The 16,478-nt window shown below is 41.9% G+C and carries 20 protein-coding genes and 1 riboswitch; of the genes, 18 read left to right on the top strand and 2 right to left on the bottom strand.

What is annotated here, in order from left to right:
• The 3 genes from BLL40_RS16625 to BLL40_RS16620 all read left to right on the top strand — a co-directional run.
• The coding region (locus BLL40_RS16625) for an orotidine 5'-phosphate decarboxylase / HUMPS family protein (RefSeq protein WP_173799944.1) at positions 1-186 on the top strand (186 nt) is incomplete at its 5' end.
• 239 nt (positions 187-425) lie between these two features.
• Positions 426-590 carry a hypothetical protein gene (locus BLL40_RS17605; protein ID WP_173799943.1) on the top strand — a complete coding sequence of 55 codons (165 nt, stop codon included), beginning with the start codon at positions 426-428 and terminating at the stop codon, positions 588-590.
• Between the two features lie 551 nt (positions 591-1,141).
• Positions 1,142-1,540, top strand: a complete 399-nt coding sequence (locus BLL40_RS16620; protein ID WP_073712957.1) for a cupin domain-containing protein — start codon at positions 1,142-1,144, stop codon at positions 1,538-1,540.
• A gap of 58 nt (positions 1,541-1,598) precedes the next feature.
• On the opposite strand, the gene sspL is transcribed toward BLL40_RS16620, so the two are convergent.
• Positions 1,599-1,736, bottom strand: coding sequence for a small, acid-soluble spore protein L (gene sspL / locus BLL40_RS16615; protein WP_073712956.1), 138 nt, complete (start codon positions 1,734-1,736; stop codon positions 1,599-1,601).
• Between the two features lie 274 nt (positions 1,737-2,010).
• A riboswitch (cobalamin riboswitch) is annotated at positions 2,011-2,197 on the top strand.
• A gap of 144 nt (positions 2,198-2,341) precedes the next feature.
• On the opposite strand from sspL, the gene BLL40_RS16610 reads away from it, so the two are divergent.
• From BLL40_RS16610 to BLL40_RS16545, 14 genes are all read left to right on the top strand, one after another.
• A complete protein-coding gene (locus BLL40_RS16610; RefSeq protein WP_073712955.1) occupies positions 2,342-2,707 on the top strand; it encodes a (2Fe-2S) ferredoxin domain-containing protein in 366 nt (121 codons plus the stop codon).
• A 34-nt stretch (positions 2,708-2,741) separates the two neighbouring features.
• Positions 2,742-4,400: a precorrin-3B C(17)-methyltransferase gene (gene cobJ / locus BLL40_RS16605; RefSeq protein ID WP_073712954.1), complete on the top strand. Its 1,659-nt coding sequence runs from the start codon at positions 2,742-2,744 to the stop codon at positions 4,398-4,400.
• Positions 4,401-4,422: 22 nt separating this feature from the next.
• Positions 4,423-5,319 (top strand): sirohydrochlorin chelatase, encoded by an 897-nt coding sequence (locus BLL40_RS16600; RefSeq protein WP_073712953.1) that lies wholly within the window; start codon positions 4,423-4,425, stop codon positions 5,317-5,319.
• Positions 5,316-6,086, top strand: coding sequence for a precorrin-6A reductase (cobK, locus tag BLL40_RS16595; RefSeq protein ID WP_073712952.1), 771 nt, complete (start codon positions 5,316-5,318; stop codon positions 6,084-6,086). Before BLL40_RS16600 ends, cobK begins: the two co-directional genes overlap by 4 nt.
• Before the next feature lie 12 nt (positions 6,087-6,098).
• A complete protein-coding gene (locus BLL40_RS16590) occupies positions 6,099-6,749 on the top strand; it encodes a precorrin-8X methylmutase (protein ID WP_073712951.1) in 651 nt (216 codons plus the stop codon).
• 4 nt (positions 6,750-6,753) lie between these two features.
• Entirely contained in the window at positions 6,754-7,887 is a 1,134-nt protein-coding gene (locus BLL40_RS16585; RefSeq protein WP_073712950.1) for a cobalt-precorrin-5B (C(1))-methyltransferase, read from the top strand.
• A complete protein-coding gene (locus BLL40_RS16580) occupies positions 7,850-9,064 on the top strand; it encodes a bifunctional cobalt-precorrin-7 (C(5))-methyltransferase/cobalt-precorrin-6B (C(15))-methyltransferase (RefSeq protein WP_073712959.1) in 1,215 nt (404 codons plus the stop codon). Before BLL40_RS16585 ends, BLL40_RS16580 begins: the two co-directional genes overlap by 38 nt.
• A complete protein-coding gene (gene cobI, locus BLL40_RS16575) occupies positions 9,057-9,764 on the top strand; it encodes a precorrin-2 C(20)-methyltransferase (protein WP_073712949.1) in 708 nt (235 codons plus the stop codon). The genes BLL40_RS16580 and cobI overlap by 8 nt, the downstream gene beginning before the upstream one ends.
• Positions 9,761-10,540: a precorrin-4 C(11)-methyltransferase gene (gene cobM, locus BLL40_RS16570; protein ID WP_073712948.1), complete on the top strand. Its 780-nt coding sequence runs from the start codon at positions 9,761-9,763 to the stop codon at positions 10,538-10,540. Before cobI ends, cobM begins: the two co-directional genes overlap by 4 nt.
• A complete protein-coding gene (locus BLL40_RS16565; protein WP_073712947.1) occupies positions 10,540-11,661 on the top strand; it encodes a cobalt-precorrin 5A hydrolase in 1,122 nt (373 codons plus the stop codon). Before cobM ends, BLL40_RS16565 begins: the two co-directional genes overlap by 1 nt.
• Before the next feature lie 174 nt (positions 11,662-11,835).
• Positions 11,836-13,215, top strand: coding sequence for a cobyrinic acid a,c-diamide synthase CobB (locus BLL40_RS16560; protein WP_073712946.1), 1,380 nt, complete (start codon positions 11,836-11,838; stop codon positions 13,213-13,215).
• 40 nt (positions 13,216-13,255) lie between these two features.
• Entirely contained in the window at positions 13,256-14,032 is a 777-nt protein-coding gene (gene cobA, locus BLL40_RS16555) for a uroporphyrinogen-III C-methyltransferase (RefSeq protein ID WP_073712945.1), read from the top strand.
• 17 nt (positions 14,033-14,049) lie between these two features.
• Positions 14,050-14,613, top strand: a complete 564-nt coding sequence (locus BLL40_RS16550) for a nitroreductase family protein (protein WP_073712944.1) — start codon at positions 14,050-14,052, stop codon at positions 14,611-14,613.
• Positions 14,604-15,473: a class I SAM-dependent methyltransferase gene (locus BLL40_RS16545; RefSeq protein WP_245797991.1), complete on the top strand. Its 870-nt coding sequence runs from the start codon at positions 14,604-14,606 to the stop codon at positions 15,471-15,473. The genes BLL40_RS16550 and BLL40_RS16545 overlap by 10 nt, the downstream gene beginning before the upstream one ends.
• 45 nt (positions 15,474-15,518) lie before the next feature.
• Here the strand turns inward: BLL40_RS16545 and BLL40_RS17600 are convergent, their stop codons facing one another.
• Positions 15,519-15,662, bottom strand: coding sequence for a hypothetical protein (locus BLL40_RS17600; RefSeq protein WP_173799942.1), 144 nt, complete (start codon positions 15,660-15,662; stop codon positions 15,519-15,521).
• A 298-nt stretch (positions 15,663-15,960) separates the two neighbouring features.
• Here BLL40_RS17600 and BLL40_RS16540 point away from each other — a divergent pair.
• On the top strand, positions 15,961-16,478 hold a 518-nt coding region (locus BLL40_RS16540), incomplete at its 3' end, for an NAD(P)/FAD-dependent oxidoreductase (protein WP_143180144.1).

Here is a 16,478-nt window from a genome sequence, read left to right as displayed (position 1 = left end):
ATCAAAAGCGTCGTGAAAAACGCGAAAACAGCTGTTGCAGGCGGCATTAAATTGGAAACACTTCCAGGCGTTATTGCAGCACAACCGGATCTTGTTATCGTAGGCGGCGGCATCACAGGCGCAGACGACAAACAAGCAGTTGCGGCAGAAATGCAACGACTTATTAAAGGTGCAGTTACAGCTTAAATTAAACAGATTACTTTTACATGTAAGATGAATGAAAGCCGTCTCAACAAGGAATCTCTTGAGACGGCTTTTTCTTATGGATCGAAATGGAACTGTACGAATGAAATAAGATTCGTCCCATTTTGATCTGTTTTTGCCAAAAGGTATGAGAGCGGCATCTTTCATTTTTCAGGTGAATACGAACGTAAAAACCGGGAAAGCTATCGGTGGTTCATCATAATCGAAAGGGAGATGATTAGATGATTAAGCGTAAAGCTGAAAGAAATGCTGTAGAAAAATATGCTAAGACCCCAAAGAAAAATGTGAAGGAAACGGATTATTCTGTAGAATTTTCTGATGGAGAAGATCCAATGAAAGGGGCAAATCGTAACTCTAATCAAGGTCGAAAAGGCAGAGGCAATTGATGAAAAGAAAAGTTGGATTACTCTGAAGAATATGGGATGGAATTCATAATAAAACATGAATAGCTTATATTTGATAAATAGAGACAGCAATCGCAATCTGTTTCAGGTCAACTAGGCAACAAACGAAAAAACCCGGGAAATTTCTTACCGGGTTTTTTCGTTTAGGGGGGACCTAGTACGATAGTCAGTCTCTTTGCATGGATTACTTTATCCCGCATTAACGGGCAGTAAGAACCCCGCTTCAAGACGCGACGTTCTTTACCTGAGTTCCTGTTTATTCAGGAGCGGAAAGAAGACTAATATCGTCAGGTCCTATGACAACGTCTGCCTGATTCACATCCTGTGAACCTAACCCTCCACTGAATGAAGTTTCACTTTATATGGACTTTCAATTAGCTTGTGGTGAGGGAAAGAGCTCTTTATTAAATCTCTATAGTATACTATTTAACAGTATTTGATAATAAAGTGCGTACTTTGTTTTCTGAACATTAGAATATATAATGAGTATAGCATCAAATTTATCACAAACTACATAAACAGGAGTGTCACACATGACTAAAGTATTGAGCGAAACACCAGGAATTCAAGTATTTAAAGCAGCAGATTTAGACAAAACATTTCCAAAGCTAGATGTAGCAGGCATTATTAGCCAACCGGGAGTAAACAGCCAAATCGTTGACGTACCCGTAGCAACAACGCCAAATCCACTTACACTCGGTTTCTTTTCAATGCAGCCAGGTGAATCATTTGAATTCTTATATGAAGTTGTAGAATATAAAGTCGTCACAAAAGGAAAATTTGTTTTGCGTGACCTAGAAGGTAACCGATATGAAGCAGAAGCAGGAGATGTCGTTCTTTTCACACCGAATGTGCCGGTTATTTTTGATGGTGAAAGTGATGGAGAAGCAATCTACACCGCACACCGTCCAGCTGACGCTTCGTTTATGTAAGAAGGTAAGATACGTTTAAAAATAGAAGCAACCGGTGATCTCACCGGTTGCTTCTATTTTATTTTGTGTTTTTCTTTTTCGCGGCATTTTCGAGTTTGCTTTTTGGCTCTTCAGCGAATTCGGTATCTCCGTAACCTTGAGGAGTTACACTCGGAGCCTTCTTGCCTTTATTACTGCTTTTTTTACTGTTTCCCATCAGTCTCACCCCCGATCTAGAAATCCCTTAATTGTTTTGTTCGAATTGTATTATTTCCAAAAGGAATGAATCTACTCCTTGATTGAAAGGGACTTTCTCACGTTTTGTCTGATTTTTTATGAGCAGGCATGCCTTTTGAAAACAGAATAAAAACGATTTGTTGCAAGTAAAAATAATTTGCCTATTTAAAATTTTGGAAAGGTATTATATGATAGGTAGCGTACAGTTTTACTAAGCTGAGAAATACTGTTTTTTTATGTGGGAGAACGAACAACTGAATAATTTATTTAAAAGTGCCCGGAGTGTCATGCCCCGGGATAATAGGGAAATCGGTGAAAGTCCGATGCAGCCCCCGCTACTGTAACGCTGATGAAATTGTCAATACCACTGGTGCAAACTGGGAAGGGACAAGAGTAAAATGAAGCGAAAGCCAGGAGACCTGCTTTTAAATGTGAACGATACTTTTCGGAGGGAAGGGTAGAGGCGATACAGTATATGGAGGGCATTTTTTTGCTATTTCATATTATTTTATTTAGCTTCTTAAAACCTTAACTCAAAGAGTTAAGGTTTTTTTTTATTCCCTTCTACTATACAGGAGGTAACATATGACAACTTGGAATTTAGAAGGGACAAAATCTCATCTGCTCATCTGTAACGGGAGTAGTTGTATGAGAAAAGGCGGCGAAGAAGTGACGCAAGCCGTTCGTGATGAAATTAGCTTACTGGAGTTAGATGAAGAGATTCATACGACAAGAACTCGTTGTAACGGAAGGTGTAAAGATGCTTGTATTGTCATTGCTTATCCAGAAGGTGCTTGGTATCGAGTCGAATCACCTGAAATGGGTCGCCAAATTGTTCGCAATATGCACGAACCTCTTCTTAAAACGAATAAAGTGTATCAATTTGTGAATGGAGAAATGTCACTAAATTTAGATGCTTCTGCGGCTGTCGGGATTTCAAAGAAAAAATAAAATCCTGTGACACATTATGAAAGGAGCTATTTATATGGAACAAAAAGGGAAACTATTTGTTGTTGGATTTGGTCCAGGAGACTTTAAACATATTACGACGAGGGCTGTAGAAGCGCTTCAAGAAAGTGATTTTATTATTGGATACAAGACGTATGTGGAACTCATTCAAGACATATTAACAGATCAAACGGTAATCAGTACGGGAATGACAGAAGAAGTATCACGGGCACAAGAAGCGGTGAGGCAAGCGGAAAATGGCAAGAAAGTAGCGGTCATTTCAAGTGGGGATGCAGGGGTTTATGGAATGGCTGGCCTTGTGTATGAAGTTTTAGTTGAAAAGGGCTGGAAAGAAGAAACAGGTGTTGGAATCGAAATTATACCCGGTATTTCAGCGATTAACTCTTGTGCATCGTTACTTGGTGCACCTGTTATGCACGATTCTTGTACAATCAGCCTTAGTGACCATTTAACGCCATGGGATCTTATTGCGAAACGAGTAGAAGCAGCGGCACAGGCCGATTTTGTCATTGCGCTTTATAATCCACGCAGTGGTCGGCGAACAAGACAAATTGTTGAAACACAGAGAATTCTACTTAAATATCGTTCACCAGAAACTCCAGTAGGGCTAGTGAAAAGTGCATATCGTGAGCGTCAGGATATTGTGATTACGAATCTAGCGGAAATGTTGAATCATGATATTGGTATGCTCACAACCGTTGTGATTGGGAATTCATCGACGTTCTTATATGACAATAAAATGATTACGCCTCGTGGCTATCAAAGAAAGTATACGCTGAATGCAGAAAAGCAACCATTGAAACCGCATCAACGTTTAAAAAAAGAAGCAGAACCATGGGCGATGGATCAAGAAACGGGCCTAACACAAGGCTCTTATGAGGAAGCGGCTGTCGGTTTGTTAACGAAAGCGCCTGCGCCTGAGAAAAAGAGTACATCTTTTGAAATAGCGATGGAAGCTTTGTCGAGAGTGTCCGGTCAAAGCACTGCGCAGTCTATCACTCCACCATTAGTTCAACAAAAAATGGAATCGTTGTTTGAACTAGCTGTTAGTCCGGGTGTGGCGAATAAGCAATTTACACCAAGGCAAATGATGATGCTCGCGGAAGTCGTTGGTGAAAAAGGAACGATGGAATACACGCCGAATCACAAAATCATTTTAAAAATTCCAACAACTGAACCAGATAGAATTACGGAAAAGTTGCAATCAGTTGGCTTCTTACTGTCTCCAATCGGCGATGTTGTTACGCTGAAAGCATGCGACTTCTGTGATGGTGAAAAAGCAGAATCGATTCCATACGCAGATGAACTACAGCGTGCGATTGGCGGAATCGACATGCCAAAGGAGTTAAACATTGGATTTAACGGATGTGGCATGGCTTGTTATACGGCGGTGATTGATGATATTGGAATCGTCTTCCGTAAAGGGAAATTTGATTTATTTTTAGGAGCAAAGCCGGTTGGTCGAACCGCTCATCCGGGTCAGCCTGTTGCAGAAGGAATCGAACCAGGTCGTCTCGTCGAATTAATTACGAATATTGTGGAGGAATATAAACAAAACGCGCATCCAAATGAACGACTATTTAAATATTTCAAGCGAGTGAAAAAGATTCAAGGCTATTCGTATCAAGAAATGGCACCAAAAATTAACATAGAGCCAGCACCATGTGGGGATTAATGAAGAGGAGGGAGAATGGCGAATGAAAGCAGCATTATTTGTAGGGCATGGAAGCCGATTAGAGGCTGGAAATGAAGAGGTTCGTATTTTTGTAGACAAGATGAGGGAGACGATGGACGACAGCTTATTCATTGAAACATGTTTCCTTGAATTTGCGTCGCCTACTATTTCACAAGGAATTGATAATTGTGTGAAAAGAGGAGCGACAGAAGTGATTGTCATTCCAATTATTTTGCTGCATGCAGGTCATTCAAAACTGCATATTCCAGCTGAAGTCGAGGATGGTAAGACGAAGTATCCAGATGTTCAATTTACATACGGACAAACGATTGGTGTTCATCAAGAAGTATTATCGATTTTAACGGATCGTCTTGAGGAAGTAGGTTTGGATACGTCCGCTGAACATACGGATACGGCTATTTTGTTAATTGGTCGTGGCGGCAGTGATGCCGGTGCGAATAGTGATTTTTATAAAATCTCCCGTATGCTTTGGGAAAAGTTACATGTTAAATGGGTGGAAAGTGCTTTTATGGGCGTGACGGCTCCGCTAGTCGATGAAGGAATCGAACGTTGTATAAAGCTTGGAGCAAAAAAAGTAGTGATGTTGCCGTACTTCCTATTTACTGGCATTTTAATGGAGCGAATGGAGAAGATGGTGTCAGGCTATCAACAGCAATATCCCGAGCAGGAATTTGTCTTAGCCGAATACTTTGGCTACCATACGAAACTACAAACGATCTTGAAAGAACGTGTAACGGAAGCGATCGAAGGAAAATCAAGTGGAGCTCGCGATTTAGAAAACTATCGTTTATTTGCAGAGGAGCACGGTCACGCGCATCATCACCATCATCACGACCATGACCACGATCATCATGACCATGATCATGATCATGTCCATGAGGTGGAGAAGTCAAAATGATTTTGTTCTTGGCAGGCACAAGTGATGCGAGGGAATTAGCGATTGAAATGAAGCTGGCGGGTTTGCAAGTTTTAGCAACAGTGGTGACGGAACCAGCAGCGAAAAGTTTGCAGGATGCGGGAATAGACACTCAAATTGGGCGGCTAACGGCAGTTGGCATGGCGTCACTCATCGTTGAAAAAGGGTTTCAAGCGGTCGTCGATGCAAGTCACCCGTTTGCTGAAGAAGCGTCGAAAAATGCACTCCAAGGAGCGAAAGAAGCGAATGTTCCTTACATTCGCTATGAACGAGAAAGTCAACGGTTCCAAGATGATCAATTAATTCTTGTTAATGATTATGCGGAAGCAGCCAAGCTTGCTGCAACAAAGCGAGGCGTTATCATGCTAACAACAGGTAGTAAAACGTTAGAGATTTTTGCAAAAGAATTAGTGGGTCTTGAGGATACTAGACTTATTGCGAGAATGCTGCCACGTATTGATAATATGGAAAAATGCGCGGAACTTGGCGTTGAACAAAAAAATATCGTCGCGATTCAAGGGCCGTTTTCAAAGGAGTTAAATAAAGCACTTTACAAACAATATAATGTCACCTTGATGATTACGAAGGAAAGCGGCAAAGTCGGTTCAGTTGATGAGAAGCTGGAAGCCGCTTTGGAATGCGGCATTGAGACGATTATGATTGCTCGTCCAAACATTAACTATCAAAATGTGCATGCTAACTTTGAAGATGTGATTAGCGACGTGCAGCAACAATTAAACAACAAGTAGGAGGAAAATACGATGGATTTCAAAACCGATTTTAAACCATTAACAGTTGATCCGGACAAAATTTATGACTATAGTTTTTCCATCATTGCGGAAGAAATGGGGCCACATGATTTTACAGAAGACGAATGGAAAATTGTCCGCCGTATTATCCATGCGTCCGCAGACTTCGAATTAGGGAAAAGTGTGATTATCCATCCTGATGCGATTCAAGCCGGAGTAAACGCAATTCGTAAAGGAAGACATGTGATTGCTGACGTGCAAATGATTGAAAGTGGAACCGGGAAAAAACGATTCGAAAAGCATGGTGGGGATCTGCATTGTTATATCGCAGACGAAGATGTAACGATTGAAGCGAAACGCCAAAACACGACAAGAGCGATTATTTCGATGCAAAAAGCTGTACGTGAAAACGAGGGTGGCATTTATGCAATCGGGAATGCACCAACAGCTCTATTAGAACTTATTCGTTTGATTAAAGAAGGAATAGCGAAGCCGGATTTGATTATTGGCATGCCTGTAGGCTTTGTTTCTGCGGCAGAATCAAAAGAGGAGCTAGCTAAAATGACGGAAGTTCCTTTCATCACGAATGTTGGGCGGAAAGGTGGAAGTACCGTTACAGTAGCAGCGTTAAATGCGATTTCTCTTTTAGCTGATCAGGTATAAAATCATGCAAAAGAAAGCCAAGAAGGACCCATCTGAAATGCGACATGGCTATACAACAGGGGCTTGTTCAACAGCCGTAACGAAGGCAGCTTTAACCGCTTTAATTACCGGTGAAGAGCAAGAAAATGCGACCATTCATCTACCTGTTGGACGTGACGCTACTTTTACAATAGAAAAATGTGAAATCATGAAAGACTCAGTGAGTTGTGAAACGATTAAAGATGCGGGTGATGATCCGGATGCGACTCATCAAGCACTTATTATTTCTACAGTGAGCTGGTTGGATACGCCAGGCATTATGTTGGACGGAGGAGTCGGTGTTGGTCGTGTGACCAAGCCGGGTCTTCCTGTTCCAGTCGGTGAAGCGGCGATTAACCCAGTGCCGCGAAAAATGATATTAACCACTGTAGAGCAGACGTTAGAAGAGTTTCAGATTAATAGAGGTGTGAAAGTCGTTATTTCTGTTCCGGCTGGTGAAGAAATGGCGAAGAAAACATTAAACGGCCGACTAGGAATTATAGGTGGCATCTCGATTTTAGGGACAAGAGGCACTGTAGTTCCTTTTTCTAGTTCTGCCTATATGGCAAGTATTGTGCAAGCGATAAGCGTTGCCAAGGCAAGTGGCTGTAAGCATCTCGTCTTAACGACAGGCGGCCGCAGTGAGAAATATGCAATGGGGTTACTTCCTGATTTACAAGAGGAAGCTTTTATTGAAATGGGTGACTTTGTCGGCTTCTCATTAAAGCAATGCAAAAAACAAGGAATCAAAAAAGTCACACTTGTTGGGATGATGGGGAAATTTTCAAAAGTTGCGCAAGGCGTCATGATGGTGCATTCGAAAAGTGCACCCATTAATTTTGACTTTCTTGCGGAGCTGGCGCGCGATGTTGGTGCTAGTGAAGAGCTTGTAGAAGAAGTGGTGAATGCGAATACCGCTTCTCAAGTCGGCGATCTTATGGCGGAGAGAGGTCATGATGCATTCTTTGATCATCTTTGTGAAGCTTGCTGCTACTCGTCACTCCACCATATCAAGGGTGGAATCGAAATGGGAACGGCGATTTATTCAATGAAGGGACAATTATTAGGAAGGACTGTTGGTATTGACTCAATCGATGAAATTAATTGGGATCGGGGATAACGGACAAGAAAGCTTATTGCCGCAATATGCTGAGTGGATTGAAGAAAGTGAAGTGCTTATTGGCGGTGAGAGGGTGTTATCTTACTTCCCGAATTACCAAGGAGAGAAGATCGTCGTGAAGGGTGGTTTAAAAGCGATTGTTGAGCGATTGCAAGCAGAAACGCGTCCAACTGTTGTGTTAGCTTCAGGCGATCCGCTTTATTACGGGATTGGCGGCTATCTGTCACACAAAATGAATATAGACGTGTATCCATATGTAAGTTCTGTCCAACTTGCTTTTTCAAAAATGGGTGAGGCTTGGCAAGATGCGTATTTAACAAGTGTTCATGGTCGAAGTATAAAAGGATTGGCACAGCGAATAGATGGGAAAGCAAAAGTGGCGCTGCTCACGGATGAAGAGAATAGTCCTAATCGTATTGCCGAATATCTTCTTTCTTTCGGTATGATGGAGTACCGCGCATTTGTGGCGGAAAACTTGCAGGGGGAAAACGAAAAGGCAGGCTGGTATGAACTCGAAGAAATGGTTAATCATGAGTTTTCTTCGTTAAATGTTGTGATTTTGAAAAAAGTAGCCGATGGACCAAATTGGACGCTGGGTATTGATGATGAGGAGTTTTCACAACGGAAGCCAGACAAAGGATTAATTACGAAAAAGGAAATTCGTGTGTTAAGCCTTTACGCATTAAACCTGCAGAAAGACAGTATCGTTTGGGATGTTGGAACGTGTACAGGTTCGATGGCGATTGAAGCAGCGAAACTGGCTCCAGAAGGGCACGTTTTTGCGATTGAAAAGAACGAACCAGATTTAGACAATTGTTTTCAAAATCAACGCAAGTTTCGTACTGATGTAACGGCGATTCATGGAAAAGCACCGCACGGGTTAGAAACGTTCCCTGATCCGGATGCGATTTTCATCGGAGGAACCGGTGGCGAAATGGTCGATTTGATCCAAACATGCTGTCATCGCTTGAAAGAAGGCGGACGAATTGTTCTCAATGCAGCTACGATTGAGAACTTGTACCGGGCGAATGAAGCTTTTGCACAAGCCGGCTTTCAAACGTCGATCATGCATGCACAAATTTCACGGAGCAAGCCTATTTTAGGGATGAATCGTTTTGTTCCACTTAATCCCATTTATATTATTACGGCACAGCGAAAGGAAGTCACGAATGAGTAATCTTGGCACATTATACGGTCTTGGCGTTGGTCCAGGCGATCCAGAGTTAATTACAGTGAAAGCATTTCGCGTTATTCAAGAGTCACCTGTTATTGCCTATCCAAGAAAACGGAAAGGCAGCAAGAGCTATGCGCATCGAATTGTTGAAGTATATATTCGTCCTGAAGAGAAGGAAATGCTTGGCCTTGTTTTTCCAATGACGAAAGACCAAACCATTTTAGATCGTGAATGGAATGGGACGGTCGAGAAGGTTTGGCAAAAGTTAAATGAAGGGAAAGACGTTGCTTTCGTTACAGAAGGGGACCCGCTTTTATACAGTACGTTTATTCATATGATGAAATTAATGCAAAAATTGCATCCGGAAGTGGAGATTAAAACCGTACCTGGCATTTCATCCTTTAACGGTTCCGCTTCAAGGCTCGGTATTGCGTTAGCGGATGGCGATGATCATGTTGCGATTGTTCCTGCTCGTGATGACTACGAAGCAATGAAAAAAGCGATTGAAGATCATGACGCTATCGTGTTTATTAAAGTCGCTAAAGTGATTGATTTAATGATTACTGTTTTAAAAGACTTAGATCTTTTAGATAAAGCATCCGTTGTGACGAAGGTTACGTCTGACGAAGAAGTAATTTGGAAAGTTAGTGAGCTAGAAGGAGCTGAGCTTGAATACTTAACATTAATGGTGGTGAGAAAATGAAGAAGATTTATATAGTAGGAGCGGGCCCGGGAGATCCGGATTTAATTACGGTTAAAGGTTTACATATTCTTCAAACAGCAGACGTTGTTTTATATACAGATTCATTAGTGAACGAAGAATTAATTGCAAAGGCAAAGCCTGAAGCAGAAGTGTTAAAAACAGCCGGCATGCATTTAGAAGAAATGGTCGATATCATGGTGGAACGTGTAAATGCAGGGAAAACGGTCGCTCGTATTCATACAGGAGATCCTGCGATGTATGGAGCGATTATGGAACAAATCGCTCTTTTGAATAAGGAAGAAATTGGTTATGAAGTGATTCCGGGGGTAAGTTCCGTATTTGCATCTGCTGCGGTAATCGGTGCCGAGCTGACGATTCCAGATTTAACACAAACACTTATTTTAACAAGAGCGGAAGGACGGACACCAGTTCCAGAATTTGAGAAATTACGAGATTTGGCTAGTCATCATTGTACAATCGCTCTTTTCTTAAGTGCAACGTTAACGAAGAAAATTGTGAAAGAACTGCAAGCTGCTGGTTGGAAAGACGAAACACCTGTTGCCGTTATTCAGCGGGCATCATGGCCAGATCAAAAAATTGTCCGCACAACATTGGTAAATTTAGATGAAGATATGCGGAAAAATGGCATACGCAAACATGCGATGATCTTGGCAGGATGGGCATTAGATCCAACGATTCATGAGAAAGATGAATATCGCTCAAAACTATATGATGCGAGCTTTACACACGGATTTCGTAAAGGGATAAAACCGTGATGATTGAATTGCAAGAAGGAATACAGCCATCCGTTGTCCAAAAAAACTCCTATGCAATTGTCGCGATTACGAAGCACGGTGTTGAACTATCCCGCCGTCTACATACAGTGTTTGCCCATTCAGATTTGTATTATATGAGCAAGTTTGAAAAAGGCGATGAAGAACAGAAACATATTCAGGTTTTTTCAGGAAGCGTGCGAATGTTGCTGCCCACGCTTTTCAGACAATATAAAGGCATTATTATGATTATTTCTCTCGGTGCCGTTGTGAGAATGATTGCTCCGATTTTAAAAGATAAAAAAACGGATCCTGGTGTGGTCGTTATTGACGATCGGGGAGAAAATGTGATTAGCGTATTATCCGGCCATCTCGGTGGTGCAAATGAGCTTACGCACGAAGTAGCAGCCGCTTTGGATGCAAGAGCGATTGTCACAACGGCTTCCGATGTTCAAAAAACGATTCCAGTTGATTTATTTGGCTCTCGCTTCGGCTGGGTATGGGATTCAGCAGAAAAACTGACACCTGTAAGCGCGTCGGTCGTGAATGAAGAGCATGTCGCGATTGTTCAAGAATCAGGAGAACCCAATTGGTGGATGTATGATCGACCACTTCCAAAGCACATTATCAGCTATCCTTCTATTGCTGAAGCGATCCAAGCAAAACCGAAAGCCGCTTTAATTGTGTCGCATCGTTTGTTAGAGAAAGAAGAAGAAGTAATTTTAGAAAATGGGATTGTGTTCAGGCCAAAAACGGTTGTGATTGGCATGGGCTGCAATCGCGGAACCCGGGCGGAAGAAATTGAGCAAGTCATTCTCGATACACTCGTGCAATTGAATATTTCGATTAAAAGCGTGAAGGCGCTTTGTACGATTGATTTGAAAAAAGACGAAGCAGGCTTGCTTGAAGTCGTTGAGAAGTACGGCTGGGAATTTGTCTATTATCCGCCGGCTGAATTAAACAGGGCAGCTATCGAGGCACCATCTGATACCGTGTTTACATACACAGGCGCTTATGGAGTCAGTGAACCGGCTGTTCGCTTATATTCAGGAGCGGAGCAACTTGAGCTCGTTAAGAAAAAATCAGGAAATGTCACGATTTCTGTCGGTGTCATTCCTTTTTAACAAATGGAAGATTATAAAATTTTCGAGGCGTTTTGGTGTCTAGCTCCAGGCGCCATCGGCTCGAGGTCATAAGCTAATCGCTTCGGAAGGCAAAAAGCGCCTTCTGTCAGCGCTCATCTTATGCTTGTCGCCGATTACGGGCACCTTGCGCTTTTCGTAAACGGAGGAAACGGTATGAGTACAAGAAGATTAGTCATTGCTGGAACTGGCAGTGGGGTCGGTAAAACGACGTGTACAATCGGTATTATGGCCGCGATGCAACAAAAAGGCTATACCGTACAAGGGTTTAAATGTGGCCCAGACTATATTGACCCTTCTTATCATACGGCTGTTACGGGCAGAGTTTCGAGAAATTTAGACAGCTGGATGTTTGAGTATCGGACGGTACGTGAAATAGTGGCACGAGCGAGTAAGGGGGCGGATATTTCTATCATTGAAGGTGTAATGGGCTTCTATGATGGAAAAAGTCCATTAGAGAATACAGGCTCAACGGCTGAAATTAGTATGATTACGGAAAGCCCCGTACTGCTTATTGTGAATTGTGCGAGCATGGCGCGCAGTGCAGCGGCGATCGTGAAAGGTTTTCAGACGCTTGCGACCGGTCCAAATATTGTTGGCGTGATTGCGAACCAAGTCGGCAGCGTCGGACATTACAATATTGTGAAAGCAGCCATTGAGCAAGAATGTGCCGTGCCGGTGCTTGGTTATATGAAACGGGAGCAAGATATTGATATTCCGAGTCGTCATTTAGGGTTAATTCCAGCCATTGAACGAGGCGAGCTGAATCCATTTTTTGAGAGACTCGCGCATCTCATTTCGGAAACGATTGATGTGGACCGGCTATATGAATTAGCCGAAACGAAGGAACTGGCGGACGAGCCTACCGGTTTATTTCAACAATGTGAAGATCAAGGAGTCTGTATCGCGGTAGCCAAAGATGCGGCGTTCAATTTCTACTATCAAGAAAACCTTGAATTATTAGAAGCATATGGGGCGAAACTGACGTATTTTTCTCCATTAGAAGGTGAGGAAATTCCTTCTGAAGCGGATGGTTTATACATAGGGGGAGGTTTTCCCGAAGAGTTTGCGGCTGAGTTAGCACGTCATGAACGTTCAAAAGGGTCGATTCGTACTGCGATTACGAACGGTTTGCCGACACTCGCTGAATGTGGTGGTTTTATGTATTTAACGGAGTCGATTGCTGATACAGCAGGTGTTAAGTATCCGATGATCGGACTGATTCCAGGGAAAATTACGATGCAGAAGAAACTAGCTGCTCTTGGCTATCGCGAAATATTTGGAACAGAAGGGAACTTCTTAATGGATTCGGATCAACAAGCGAAAGGTCATGAATTTCACTACTCTACATATGAACGAGATGAGGATTTGCCGTACGCGTATGAAACAAAAGGGCGTTTCGGTAAGAAGCAAGAAGGATATTTGAAAGGAAATCTTGTTGCAGGTTATACTCATTTCCATTTCGCTTCTAATCCAAAGCTTGTGGAGAATTGGATTACGGCATGTGTCGACTATAAGCAGAAGGCATCGAAGTAAACATCATTTACTTAAATCATTGAAAAGGGGGGATTACGCAATGAAAAAAGGCAAAGTCTATTTAGTCGGTGCCGGGCCAGGTGACCCAAAGCTATTGACGATTTATGGACTTGAATGCATTCAAACATCGGATGTCATTGCATACGACAGGCTCGTCAACCCGACATTGTTAGAATATGCAAAAGAAGGGGCTGAGCTCGTTTTTTGTGGGAAATCACCAGGGAGACATCATCTCATTCAAGATGAAATACATACACTTTTAGTCGATAAAGCGATGGAAGGGAAAAAGGTGACCCGTTTAAAAGGGGGAGATCCGTGTGTGTTCGGACGTGTTGGGGAGGAAGCAGAAGTGCTGGCTGAACACGGAATCGACTATGAAATTGTTCCTGGCGTGACGGCAGGGATTGCGGCACCAGCGTATGCGGGTATTCCTGTGACACATCGTGAGCATGCTTCAAGCTTTGCCATTGTAACGGGCCACGGCCGTGATAGCAAAGGGGAAGATCATCTCAATTGGCCAGCGCTTGCAACGGGTATTGATACAGTTGCTTTTTACATGGGCGTTGGCAACTTAGAATATATTTGCAAACAACTGATTGCAAATGGAAGACGGTCGACAACACCTGTTGCGGTCATTGAATGGGGAACAACGGAAAAACAAAGAACGCTTACTGGAAATCTTCACACGATTCATGAATTAGTAATAGAGGAGCATATCCAAAACCCGGCAATGGTACTCGTAGGTGAGGTTGTTCAATTACGTGAAAAAATAAAATGGTATGAAAAAGTGCTAGAAGCAGAAAGCATTACGACCTGAAGAAGGAGAGATAAAACTTGTCTATTATTCAAGCATTGAAAGAACGTCGTGCCATCCGGAATTATGAAAACACGCCAGTCGAAGACGAGAGAATCGAACAATTATTAGAAGCAGCGACATTTGCACCGAATGATCGTCTACGTGAGCCATGGAATTTTTATGTGATGAAAGATGAAGCGAAGCAGCGCTATGAAACAGTAGCAGAGGAATACTTGCAGCAGCGCTTCCCGACAAAGCCAAATTTAGTAGAAAGCTCGCTGAAAGTGATTACTTCGACACCGGTAGTCATTGTTGTAACGGCAGATCTTGTTCCAGGTGATTCCGATGCTTCCGAAGATAATGTATTTGCAGTATGTTGTGCGATTCAATCGATGTGGCTTGCTGCAGGGGAGCTTGGTCTTGGGTTTGTTTGGCGTACAAGAGGCGTCGGTCTTGTTCATGATGAACGAATGCACCAGTTTATTGGATCACCAGAAAATCAAAAAGTGGTAGGAACGATTTTTATCGGATATCCGAAAGCAGATCAAGAAGTGCCAGCGACGAAACGAACGCCTTATACAGAAAGAACAGTTTGGCTCTAAATGGTATGAAAATTACGGGTGTACCATTGGGATGCAATTACATTGATTTATGGAAAGAAAATATGAAGGAATGGGATGGGACTCTTTCTAACCGAATGATTCATGATGAAGCGGAAGAAGGTTTTTGGCATTCTTTTATGGAAAAAAAGAAACAAATGGGCGAGGACTACATCAATTCTTATGCCTACAGAATTCAAGAAGAGCTCCTGCCGTTGTTACATACGGATGATCGTGTAGTAGAAATTGGTCCCGGTTGGGGAAATTATACATTCTGTGTAGCTGAAAATGTTCAGCATCTCACATGTGTAGACAGCTCTCAGAGTGTGATCAATTTCTTAAGGGATGAATCTGAAAAGCATCAATTAAACAATATAAGCTTTATAAATGATAAATGGGAACAGATAAGTATGCAGAAAAGTTATGATGTAGTATTTGGGGTGAACTGCTTTTACCGTGTAAGTGATATAGGAGAAGCATTGCTTAAAATAAACGAAGTTGCATCCCGGCTTGCTATCGTGGGAATGACAAGTGGGCCAGAAAAGCCTCACTATGTAGATTTACATAGAGAACAAGGTTATTCGATTAAGTTTAGACGTAGAGACTACATTCATTTACAAAATATTTTGTATCAACTCGGTATGATGGCTAATTGCAAAATTATTGAAATACCGAGTGTTTCCACATATTCATCATATGAATCTCTTATACGTGATAATGTAAGTAAAATTTTAACGAAAGATTATGACAAACAAGAAGTGGAACGAGCATTAAGTCAATATGTTATAGAAAAGGACGGAAAGTATGAATATCCTTATACTTTTCACGCTGCACTCATGTACTGGAAACCAGTCAAATTCTAAGTTGCAGCTAAGGTTGTGAACAAGTAAAAACAACAACATCCGGGACTATATCCCAGATGTTGTTGTTTTTTTGCTGTGCTCATTTTTGCGTTCATATGCAATGAGTGTGCATTCTAATTCACTTTCCAATTGCTGTATTCTTTCCGTTTGTTCAGACGATAAGTGTGCCACTTCAAAATTTTCAAACATTGTTATTCACCCTCCTGCTTGTAGCATTCTCGAAAATAAGAAATTTAAAGTAGTTAGGTTCTTGTATATTAACTATTTTTTAACAGTGGTGAAAATGGTCAACTAGCCGTTTTAGGCAGAATGATTGAAGAGGACGGGCTAAATTCCATATTAGAAAATGTATGGAGTGTCTTTTCTTGTTAATTCCGTATAGGCAGTGATTTTGAATATACGTATGATATTTGCAAATACTTAAAAGTGACAGGTGAAAAAGGAAAAGTAACTGTCTTAAAGAAACGACCATAGAGGAGGAAGGACGATGGGAGAACAAAAAGAAGTTTTTGACATGACGATTATTGGTGGCGGGCCTGTTGGATTATTCACGGCTTTTTATGCCGGTATGAGACAAGCATCCGTGAAAATCATTGAAAGTCTGCCGCAGTTAGGCGGACAGTTATCTGCTTTATATCCTGAAAAATATATATACGATATTGCAGGATTTCCAAAAGTAAGAGCACAAGAATTAATCGATAATTTAGTGGAACAAATGAATCAGTTTGAACCGACTATTAGTTTGGAACAGTCCGTTGAAGCGATAGAACGAATGGAAGACAATGTACTGGCGATTACAACAAATGAGGAAACTCATTATACGAAAGCTCTCATTATCACAGCTGGAAATGGTGCATTTCAGCCGCGTAAATTGAAAATTGAAGGCGAAGAGAAGTTCGAAAGTGCGAACATTCATTATTTCGTCCAAAACCTTCAGCAATTTGCAGACAAGCGTGTCGTCGTATTTGGCGGCGGCGATTCCGCCGTTGACTGGGCATTAATGCT

Source organism: Domibacillus mangrovi (assembly GCF_001906925.1).
Lineage (GTDB): Bacteria > Bacillota > Bacilli > Bacillales > Domibacillaceae > Domibacillus > Domibacillus mangrovi.
Note: the sequence above shows the minus strand (reverse complement) of the source record. Positions and strands in the feature narration are given on the sequence as shown.